This window comes from Alcanivorax sp., from assembly GCF_002726155.1.
GTDB lineage: Bacteria > Pseudomonadota > Gammaproteobacteria > Pseudomonadales > Alcanivoracaceae > Alcanivorax.
On the sequence record NZ_PBSH01000025.1, the window covers coordinates 50,963 to 60,769 of the forward strand.

Genomic DNA, 9,807 nt, shown 5'->3' on the forward strand with positions numbered 1-9,807 from the left:
CTCATTTCAGAGAAACGCTCGCGTTACCGCTTTACGCTTTGCGTTTACTACTGAATCTCGCGATAACAAGGACGCTTTTTACTTTACCAACGGAGGGGGAAACCCATGCAACAAGAAAAGGAAACACACCTGACACCTATCGGCTACCTGCTATGGTTTTTTGGCGGCCTGTTTGGCTATCACCGGTTTTACTATGGTCGTCAGCTCACCGGCTTGCTGTGGATGTTTACCCTCGGCGTCTTTTTCATCGGCTGGGTCGTGGACGCATTCCTGATTCCCCGCATGAATCAGGATGCCAATAATCAGTTCAAAAGCGGCGACACCGACTACAGCGTAGCCTGGGTACTGATGCTATTTCTGGGCGTATTTGGCGCACACCGTTTCTACATGGGCAAGATGGGCACGGGCATTCTTTACCTGCTGACCTTCGGCCTACTGGGTTTCGGCGTGCTTTACGACCTGTTCACGCTCAATGGCCAGGTTTCCGAGCGCAATGGCGAGGCTGCCCGGAGCGAGCCCGTTCCTGCCTGAAGAAAAGCAAACCTCAAACGGCAGCGCGAACTGGCTCCTTGCTGTAATAAAACAGGCCGCACCCATCTTTTGGGCGCGGCCTGTTTCATTTGCGTATAGCGCCGTGCGTGGGGCGTGGGGCGGGCAGCTTGCTGCCTCAATAATGCGGCGGCGGTGCGTCTTCGACCTGAGTGGCCTCGAACGCCTCTGACAAATCCATCAGCCGGTCGGCCATCTTTCGGCAGGTTTTTTCCAGCGCATCGATCTGGCGTTGCTGGTCGCTGACCACCTTGTTCAGCGACTCCACCAGATCCTCCTGATAGGCCAGCTTGGTTTCGATATCAAGAAAACGGTCTTCACTCATATTCTGCTCACTTATAACCACCGTCGGGCTGGACGCCTTTCTGTCTGCATCGCACCGCCAGCGACGCTCCTACAAACATCATCTGCGCCCATTGTACTGGCCCTTTACCCATAATTCCGCTATGGTTTTGCCGTCTTGGGGGAGTAGTCGCTCGATCGCTTTCACGTAAAGCCCCTTGGCGGTCATCAACATAGTTGCGCCTCATGCGCATGGTGGCTGCGTCCGTATCTGGGGAGCCTCTGTATCGCTCCCCCAGGATTGACGAGACCTGAGACATCGCAGGCATTCCGCAGGGGCGGGATTGGCCGGTGATGTCTCTTGTCGTTCAATCCCGCCCCTCTGGAACCGTTCATGGAAGCCCTGCTCAGCTCTTTTCTGCTCGTTGCCCTTGGTGAAATTGGCGACAAAACCCAGCTGTTATCTCTGGCCCTGATTCTCAAATTCCGCAGACCCTGGCCCATCCTCGCCGGCGTGGTCATCGCCACCCTGCTCAACCACGGCGCCTCCGTCTGGTTTGGCGACTGGCTGGCCGATGCCATCCCGATGGAGTGGCTACGCTGGATTCTGGGCATCAGCTTTATTGGCCTGGGCCTGTGGATGCTGATTCCAGACGGCGATGAGGCCGTGGATGACAACCCGCGCTTCGGCCCCTTCCTCACCGCACTGGTGCTGTTCTTTATTGCCGAAATCGGCGACAAGACCCAGCTGGCCACCATTGCCCTGGCCGTACAGTTCAAGGACCAATTCTGGCCGGTGCTGAGTGGCTCCACCCTGGGTATGGTTGCCGCCAACCTGCCAGTGATCTGGCTGGCCCACCAGTTCGGCAACAAGCGCTTTGAAACCTGGGCCCATCGCATCAGTGCGGTGTTGTTTATCGGTTTCGGGGTATGGGCGCTGGTTTAAGCCTGAGGTAGCAGGTGGCATGCATAAACCCTGATACAATCAGCCCACTTTTGCGTGCATGCGTGTTGCGTGCCGCCTGTTTGCGAGTCCTGTGCCATGGCCCTCACCGCCACCATCTACAAAGCTGAACTGACCGTCTCCGATATGGACCGGGATTACTACGCCACCCATAACCTGACGGTGGCGTTGCACCCTTCGGAAACCGAATCGCGAATGATGTTGCGGCTGCTGGCCTTTGCACTGAATGCCCATGAAGATCTGGCGTTCTCACGGGGCCTGTCCAACCCGGAAGAGCCGGACCTGTGGCAGCGCCATCCCAACGACACCCTGGCACACTGGATCGAGCTGGGCATGCCCGACGAGAAGCGCCTGCGCAAGGCCTGCGGCCTGGCCGAGCAGGTCACTATCTATTGCTACGGCCCGCGTGCCCCCCAGGTGTGGTGGGACAGTATGAAGAACAAGGTACGTCGTTTCGACAATCTGACCATTGTCCATGTGGATGCGGACAGTGAAGCCGCGCTGGCCACCTGTGCCCAGCGGGCCATGCAGTTGCAGGCCATGATCCAGGACGGCCAGGTCTGGTTCGGCACCACCGAACAGAGCGAGGAAATAACGCTTTCACAGTGGTACCCCTGACGTACAACCTTGCCACTGCTGGTGTTATCGCCGCCTACCGCGGCGGCGCCAACGCAGCACCCAGCTAAATCCCAACGTCTCGCCGCCGTCCGTGTTACTCTGTTTGCCGTTTAACCCCACCGCTTAGTGGGGACGTCTCGCTGCTCACCGGTGCCTCAAACCGGCCCATCGCCATTGCCCCTCTAAGCTTCGTGCCCCCAGAGGAGCCACCATGAGTACCGTTTCCCCGATTTCGTTACGCCCCCGTCCCTATTCAGCCCAGGCGCCGCCCGCTAGCACCCAGCCTTCGCCCGCTAACACCCTCACCCCCCTGCATAACGCCCACACCCTGCCCCAACCTGCTATCAGCCGCACCGCCACCGCGATCATCTATTGCGAAGGCCAGTTCGGCGACATCGACGGTAAAACTGCCAACGGCCTGATTCGTCACTCGGAAAAATATACCGTGCTGTCAGTGATCGACAGCACCCAGGCCGGGCTTGATAGCGGCATGATTCTTGACGGCACCGCCAACGGCATCCCGGTATGCCGGGATATGGACGACGCCCTGAGCCAGACGACCACCCTGCCGGACTTTCTGATTTTCGGCATGGCACCGGCCAGCGGTCTGCTCTCCGAGGTCCAACGCGATGTGGTGCTGGCCGCCATGAGCAGGGGCATGAGCATCGTTAACGGTCTGCATGAATTCCTTAACGACGACCCGGAGTTTGCCGCCGCCCGCATTGCCCACAAAGTGGATATCATCGATGTGCGCCGGCCCCGGCCGAAGAAATTTCTGCGCATGTTCAGCGGCAGCATCCATCAGGTCACCTGTCCTCGCATCGCCGTGCTGGGCACCGACTGCGCCATCGGCAAACGCACCACCGCCACCGTGCTCACCGCCGCTCTCAATGCCATCGGTCTCAAGGCAGTGCTGGTGGGTACCGGCCAGACCGGACTGATCCAGGGCGCCCGCTACGGCGTGGCACTGGATTCAGTGCCCTCGCAGTTTTGCGCCGGGGAACTGGAAGCCACCATCGTCGAGGCGTTCGACAATGAACAGCCGGACGTGATCATCATCGAAGGCCAGGGCGCCCTAAGCCATCCAGCGTTCTCCACCACCTCCTTTATTCTGCGCGGCGCCTGCCCGCAAGCGGTGGTGCTGCAGCATGCGCCAGGGCGAGCTTTCCGCTGCGACTTCGACACCATGGCCATGCCAAACCCGGCGGACGAAGTCACCCTGATCGAAACCTTTGCCGACACCCGCGTGATCGGCCTGACCCTGAACCATGAACACATGGATGACGACCAGGTCAGCCAGGCCATGGCCCGCTTCAGCCATGAACTGGGCATCCCGGTCACTGACGCCCTGAACCGGCCGGTGCGGCATCTGCTGGAGATGGTGTTCGCCGCCTTCCCCGCCCTGCGCCACGAACTGACAGACGCACCGCAATGAGCGCGCCGCGACTGGACATCAATCTGGACAAGATCAGCCACAACGCCCGTATGCTGGTGGAGGACCTGGGCGATCGGGGCATCGCCGTCACCGGCGTCACCAAGGCAGCCCTGGGCTCACTGGACATTGCCAAGGCCATGTTGCGGGCCGGCATGAGCGGGTTGGGGGATTCGCGCATCGAGAACATCGAAGCCATGCGCCAGCAGCGCATTTCTGCCCCCATCATGCTTATCCGCTCGCCCATGCTCAGCCAGGTGGAACGGGTAGTGCGAAACGCGGACATCAGTTTCAACACCGAACTGTCGGTGGTGCGCCGGCTCTCCGCCGCCGCCGAGGAAGCCGAACGCAGTCACGGTATCGTGCTGATGGTGGAACTGGGAGATCTACGCGAAGGCATTTTGCCCGAAGATCTGGTCAGTGCGGCCCGCGAAGTTATACGGCTGCCCAACCTGGAACTCACCGGCATCGGCACTAACCTGGCCTGCCACAGCGGCACGGCACCGGATGCGGACAACATGGGCGTGCTGTCCGCCCTGGCCGACCGCGTGGAAGCGGAACTGGATATAAAATTGACCCTGATCTCCGGCGGCAATTCTGCCAATCTGGATTGGGCACTGAGCAACAGCGCCACCGGCCGCATCAACCATCTGCGCCTCGGTGAAGCCATTTTTCTCGGCTGCGAACCCCTGCACCGCGAGCCCGTTGACGGCCTGCACACCGACGCCATCACGCTGGTGGCGGAAGTAATCGAGTCGAAAACCAAACCGTCCCTGCCCTGGGGCACACTGGCGGAAACCGCCTTCGGCGGTGACGTCATCTCCACCGATAGTGGCGCCATGGCACGGGCGATTCTGGCGGTGGGCGAACAGGACCTGGACCCGGACGGCCTGCTGCCCCCCGAGGGCCTGACCATTCTTGGCGCCAGCGGCGACCACCTGCTGCTGGACTGCGACAAACAGCACCTGCAAGTAGGGGACGAAGTGCGTTTCGGGGTGAATTACAGCGCCCTGGTCCGCGCCATGACCTCACCGTTCGTGGAAAAGAAAATGATCCGGGCCATCAAACATACGCGCAGTGCCGGCTAGCCGAATTCACACAACACAGACCACAACGATACCCGCGCCGGCTCTGCAGCCGGCGCCTTCATAACAACGATTCAGTCACCCTGTTCCGACCGGATACCCGTTATTTAAAACCAGGCTGTGCTACATTCACACCGTACTTTTCCTCGCATCGCCGACACGGAGTTCGCCATGCCCGCCACACCACCACCTCTGCTTGAACACCTTTCCCAACACTGGAAAGGCCTGTTGATTACCGGGATTGTGTTTATTGTGCTCGGCACCCTGGGCCTGGGCGCCACAGGCCTGTTCACGCTGATCAGCGTGTTCTGGGTAGGCGGGCTTCTGCTGGTGGCCGGGCTGATTCAAATCCTTCAGGCATTCCGCACACCCACTCTGTCGCGCAGCCTGCCGTTTCTGGTAATGGGCTTGCTGTATGCCTTGCTGGGCGGCTACATGATGGCCCACCCCGCCATCGCCGCCGACGGCCTGACCCTGATCATCGGTGCCGCCATCGCCGTTGTTTCCGCCCTGCGATTGATGATTGCCTGGCACGTTCGCGGCGGCGCCAATGTCTTTCTACTGGTGCTCAGCGCACTCATTGGCCTGGCTCTGGCGTGGATGATCTTTGCCCAGTGGCCGCAATCCGGACAATGGGTGATCGGCCTATTGCTGGCCATTGAATTGATCATGAACGGCTGGATGCTGGTGATAGTGGCGCTGGGTGCCCGTCAATATCAACGCAATGATCCGTAACGCGGGCAAAGCCCTCACCATCACAACCCACGACACGTAAAGAATCGAGATAATGAAAAAAATCATACTGGTGATTGGCGTCTTGGCGCTGGCAGGGTTTACCACTTGGTGGCTACAGGACGCGCCCCTTGATGACGCCGCCCGGCAGTGGCTGGACACCACTCCCAGCGATGACAATCCCGCTTACGCTTATCTGTTGGGCTTTGGCGCGCCCGCCGATCAATCCCCTGCCCGGCAAGGTCAGGCGCTGGTTCAGCGGCAAAAAAACCATCCTGACCTGTCACTTCCCAATAGCTACCGGGACCTGAATGCATCTCCTCTGCTATGCCGGAATATGAACGCCAGTTGCCTGCTTCATCAACAGGAAAAACGCGTGAAATCTGAGGCACTGGTGAACCGGTATCAGTTCCTGATCGAGCGCTATCAGACTTTTTTGGATTTTGCGTATTTTTCGGACAACACACCGCCTCGTCTAGATGCCACTTTTCCTGAATACAGCCTGCTGGTCACCGCCTCACGGCTGCAATCCCTCGCCTGGGCGATCAGTGACGCGCCCGAAAAAAATATCGACAGGGAAATACAGCTGCTACGGCGCTGGCTCACCCAGGACCATAGCCTGATCAGCAAGATGATCGCCAATGCGATGCTGGCAGAAAAACTGCAACTGGTGGCCCTGCTGGTGCAGCAAGGAAAAATCTCCACGCCGGAGCTTGCGCCGCTCAGCACAGCGGAAAAAAGCTTTCAGGCACCATTACAGAAAGAATTCGCGATGATGGCGCACTTTTTCATTGATGAGCAATACCGGGACGGCCATGAAGCGGCAAGCTGGATTGAAGAAATACAATTCAGGGCGGGCCTGAAAAAGCATATCAGCGTTAACCGTATGCTACCGCTTTACCAACACTTTGCGCAGCTTGCTGAGCAACCAGTTGATGTCATTGAAGCCGACCCGTTTCACCCCGAGCCCGCCTCGACGAGTGAGACTATCCGTAACCCTATCGGCAATGTCTTGCTGGAAACCGCGTCGCCGGATTTCAAGCAATATCTACTGAGGCTCGTGCATCTGGATGCACGCATGGCGTTACTGAAACAACTTGATAAAACGGAAACAGACAACCCGGCGAATAATCCCTGGACGCCGGGCAAGGCTGACACGCTGACCCGCAAAGACCAGCAGCTATGCTTTCGTCACTCGCCAGACAATGGCCGCTATAATTCCTGCCTGCCTTTGCTGTAACTCAAAACCGTCTCCGCTTTAGCCTGAAGCCTGTTGCCTTCAGCATGTAGCGTATCCCGCTACATGCTGCGCTGATTCACCCGTGCCATCAGTTGCTCGGCCGATTCCTTTCGCTCGGAATAACGATCGGTCAGATAATCACTGCGATCACGCGTCAAGTAAGTGAACTTCACCAACTCTTCCATCACATCGACAATGCGATCATAAAACCCGGAGGGTTTCATGCGGTCATTGTCATCGAATTCCAGAAAGGCTTTCGGCACAGAAGATTGATTGGGAATGGTGACCATGCGCATCCATCGGCCCAGCACCCGTAACTGACTAACCGTGTTGAACGACTGGGAGCCACCGCTGATTTGCATTACTGCCAGGGTTTTTCCCTGGGTCGGACGAACCGCCCCCAACGATAAAGGAATCCAGTCGATCTGTGCTTTCATGATGCCGGTCATGGCGCCGTGACGTTCTGGCGAGCACCACACCATCCCTTCGCTCCAGGTCACCAGATCACGCAGCTCTTGCACCTTGGGGTGCGTTACGTCTTCGCTGTCTGGCAACGGCAAACCATCGGCATGAAAAATTGTCGTTTCTGCGCCCATGGCTTCCAGTAAGCGCGCCGCTTCCTGCACCACCAAACGGCTAAAGGAACGCTGACGCAGCGATCCATACAACAACAGAATGCGCGGCTTGTGTATGGACGGCTGATCCCGGAACACACTGTCGCTAGTGGGAACCTGGAAGCTGTCGTTATCAAGATTAGGGGTATCACTCATGGTACTTTGCCTGTTTTCCAGAAGCCCTATTCCCGATGCAAGCATCGCGAAGGGTCTTGGTTTTACTATTGACAGCCTTCTTCAAACCAGTGCGAGGTACGATTAACAATCGCCACCAGCGACAACATCACCGGCACCTCCACCAGCACCCCAACCACCGTCGCCAGGGCTGCCCCGGAATTGAGTCCGAATACACTAATAGCTACCGCTACTGCCAACTCAAAAAAGTTACTGGTGCCGATCAGGCAAGCAGGGCCAGCAACATTGTGTTTCAGCCGCAGGCGTTTTGCCGCCCAGTAGGCGATGACAAAAATGCCGTAGGTCTGGATCAACAAAGGAATGGCAATCAGCACAATGGCCATGGGTTTTGCGAGAATGGTTTCGGCCTGAAACCCGAACAACAGCACCACTGTGGCCAGCAGGCCCATGACGCTGACCGGTTTGAGGCGCCCGACAAAATGGGCCACACGCTCATCGCTGCCCAACCATTGCCGGGTAATAAACCCGGCGATCAGGGGCAACAGGACATACAGCACCACAGACAGTAACAAGGTATCCCAGGGCACGGTGATGTCACTAACACCCAACAGCAGGCCAGCGATAGGCGCAAACGCGAACACCATGATGATGTCGTTTACGGATACCTGCACCAAGGTGTAGTTGGCATCCCCCTTGGTAAGCTGGCTCCACACAAACACCATGGCGGTACAAGGGGCCACGCCCAGCAAGATCATTCCGGCGATATATTCTGTGGCGGTTTGCGGGTCCACCCAACCGGCAAAGAAGACCTTGAAGAACAACCAGCCCAGCGCTGCCATGGTGAACGGCTTGATCAGCCAGTTAATCACCAGAGTGAGCAGCAATCCCCGCGGATTCTGGCCCACTTTCTTGATCGCCGTGAAATCGATCTGGATCATCATCGGGTAGACCATCACCCAGATGAACACCGCCACTGCCAGATTCACATGGGCGTATTCGAAACCAGCCACGGCTTCAAATACGCCGGGCATGGCGACACCCAGGGCCACGCCGGCGGCAATCGCCAGCGCTACCCAGACACTGAGATAACGTTCAAAAAACGGCATTACACACTACCCAGATCGCGATGAATTTTCTGGGCTGATGCAATCAATCCCAACGCGTTCATGTCTGCCAGATCCAATGCCGCCAGCGCCTCAATGCGGGCATAAAGCTCACCGAAGGTGGTTTCAAAAGCTGCATTAATGTCAGCTTCAGCCCCTGTCGCATGGGCCGGATCTGCCAACCCCCAATGCACCTTGGGAGTGTCACCCAGCCACACCGGACACGCCTCACCGGCGGCCGCGTCGCACACGGTAATGACCATGTCGACTTGCTCACCTTCCAGGTCATCCATGTTTTTGGAGCTGGGGTTATTCACTGCCACACCGTGACGCTGTAATACCGCCAACGCATTATCGTTGACCTTGCCGGTGGGCATACTGCCGGCACTCAAACCACGCAGCTTGCCCTGACCCAAATGATCGGCCAGTGCTTCACCAATGATGGAGCGACAGGAATTACCAGTGCACAGAAACAAAACATTCAATGGCGTATTCATAACCGTTTCTCGTCATTCAGCCGCAACACGCGGCGTTGGGAAAAGTGATATTCAAGGAATCCCGGGCGGGCACCACCAACGCCTGAATGGCGACAGCAGCCCACTCCGGCAATGCCGGGTTCAGTTGGTAATGCATCCAGGTCCCTTGTCGTCTGGCCACCACCAGCTCGCACTGGCGTAACTGGGCAAGATGCCGGGACACGGTAGATTGTGGTGCCTGCATGGCCTCGACCAGATCACACACACAGACCTCTCCCTGACCGTGCAACAGGCAGATCAGGCTGAGGCGAATATCATCGCCGAGGCATTTACAGAGCTGGGTGGGTGTGAGCATGAACCTGCCATATATTCATATATTCGGAAATACGGATATTAGCAGCGGGATACGCTGCACGCAACATGCGTGGTGCAACATCGCGGTGCGGTTTTATGACGATGCCAGAAACGAAAAAGGCCGCGCCTGATGGTCAGGCACGGCCTTGAAGGGAGCTGTAGGAGCATCGCTGGCGGCGCGATTCCAACCGTTAGGCTATTGCGCCGCCAGCGATGCTCCTAC

Annotated in this window: 12 protein-coding genes; 7 read left to right on the forward strand and 5 right to left on the reverse strand. The window is 57.9% G+C overall.

The features are described 5' to 3' along the window. Positions 1-105: 105 nt before the first annotated feature. Positions 106-531, forward strand: a complete 426-nt coding sequence (locus tag CL546_RS07540) for an NINE protein (protein ID WP_290493956.1) — start codon at positions 106-108, stop codon at positions 529-531. 136 nt (positions 532-667) lie between these two features. Here CL546_RS07540 and CL546_RS07545 read toward each other — a convergent pair whose 3' ends face one another. Continuing rightward, positions 668-874, reverse strand: a complete 207-nt coding sequence (locus CL546_RS07545; protein WP_007150683.1) for a SlyX family protein — start codon at positions 872-874, stop codon at positions 668-670. Between the two features lie 318 nt (positions 875-1,192). Between CL546_RS07545 and CL546_RS07550 the strand changes: the two genes are divergently transcribed. From CL546_RS07550 to CL546_RS07575, 6 genes are all read left to right on the forward strand, one after another. Continuing rightward, positions 1,193-1,777, forward strand: a complete 585-nt coding sequence (locus tag CL546_RS07550) for a TMEM165/GDT1 family protein (RefSeq protein ID WP_290493957.1) — start codon at positions 1,193-1,195, stop codon at positions 1,775-1,777. 96 nt (positions 1,778-1,873) lie between these two features. Further along, the gene (locus tag CL546_RS07555) at positions 1,874-2,413 is read left to right on the forward strand and encodes a YaeQ family protein (protein WP_290493958.1); all 540 of its coding nucleotides are present in this window, start codon (positions 1,874-1,876) and stop codon (positions 2,411-2,413) included. Positions 2,414-2,624: 211 nt separating this feature from the next. Then, a complete protein-coding gene (locus CL546_RS07560) occupies positions 2,625-3,848 on the forward strand; it encodes a DUF1611 domain-containing protein (protein WP_290493959.1) in 1,224 nt (407 codons plus the stop codon). Continuing rightward, entirely contained in the window at positions 3,845-4,933 is a 1,089-nt protein-coding gene (locus CL546_RS07565) for an alanine/ornithine racemase family PLP-dependent enzyme (RefSeq protein WP_290493960.1), read from the forward strand. The genes CL546_RS07560 and CL546_RS07565 overlap by 4 nt, the downstream gene beginning before the upstream one ends. A 168-nt stretch (positions 4,934-5,101) precedes the next feature. After that, positions 5,102-5,665: an HdeD family acid-resistance protein gene (locus CL546_RS07570; RefSeq protein WP_290493961.1), complete on the forward strand. Its 564-nt coding sequence runs from the start codon at positions 5,102-5,104 to the stop codon at positions 5,663-5,665. A 52-nt stretch (positions 5,666-5,717) separates the two neighbouring features. Next, the gene (locus CL546_RS07575; protein WP_290493962.1) at positions 5,718-6,902 is read left to right on the forward strand and encodes a hypothetical protein; all 1,185 of its coding nucleotides are present in this window, start codon (positions 5,718-5,720) and stop codon (positions 6,900-6,902) included. 59 nt (positions 6,903-6,961) lie between these two features. Here CL546_RS07575 and arsH read toward each other — a convergent pair whose 3' ends face one another. From arsH to CL546_RS07595, 4 genes are all read right to left on the reverse strand, one after another. Then, a complete protein-coding gene (gene arsH, locus CL546_RS07580; protein ID WP_290493963.1) occupies positions 6,962-7,672 on the reverse strand; it encodes an arsenical resistance protein ArsH in 711 nt (236 codons plus the stop codon). Between the two features lie 65 nt (positions 7,673-7,737). Further along, a complete protein-coding gene (gene arsB, locus CL546_RS07585) occupies positions 7,738-8,757 on the reverse strand; it encodes an ACR3 family arsenite efflux transporter (RefSeq protein WP_290493964.1) in 1,020 nt (339 codons plus the stop codon). Further along, positions 8,757-9,251: an arsenate reductase ArsC gene (locus CL546_RS07590; protein ID WP_290493965.1), complete on the reverse strand. Its 495-nt coding sequence runs from the start codon at positions 9,249-9,251 to the stop codon at positions 8,757-8,759. Before CL546_RS07590 ends, arsB begins: the two co-directional genes overlap by 1 nt. Positions 9,252-9,267: 16 nt before the next feature. Continuing rightward, positions 9,268-9,585 (reverse strand): metalloregulator ArsR/SmtB family transcription factor, encoded by a 318-nt coding sequence (locus CL546_RS07595; protein WP_290493966.1) that lies wholly within the window; start codon positions 9,583-9,585, stop codon positions 9,268-9,270. Between the last annotated feature and the right edge of the window lie 222 nt (positions 9,586-9,807).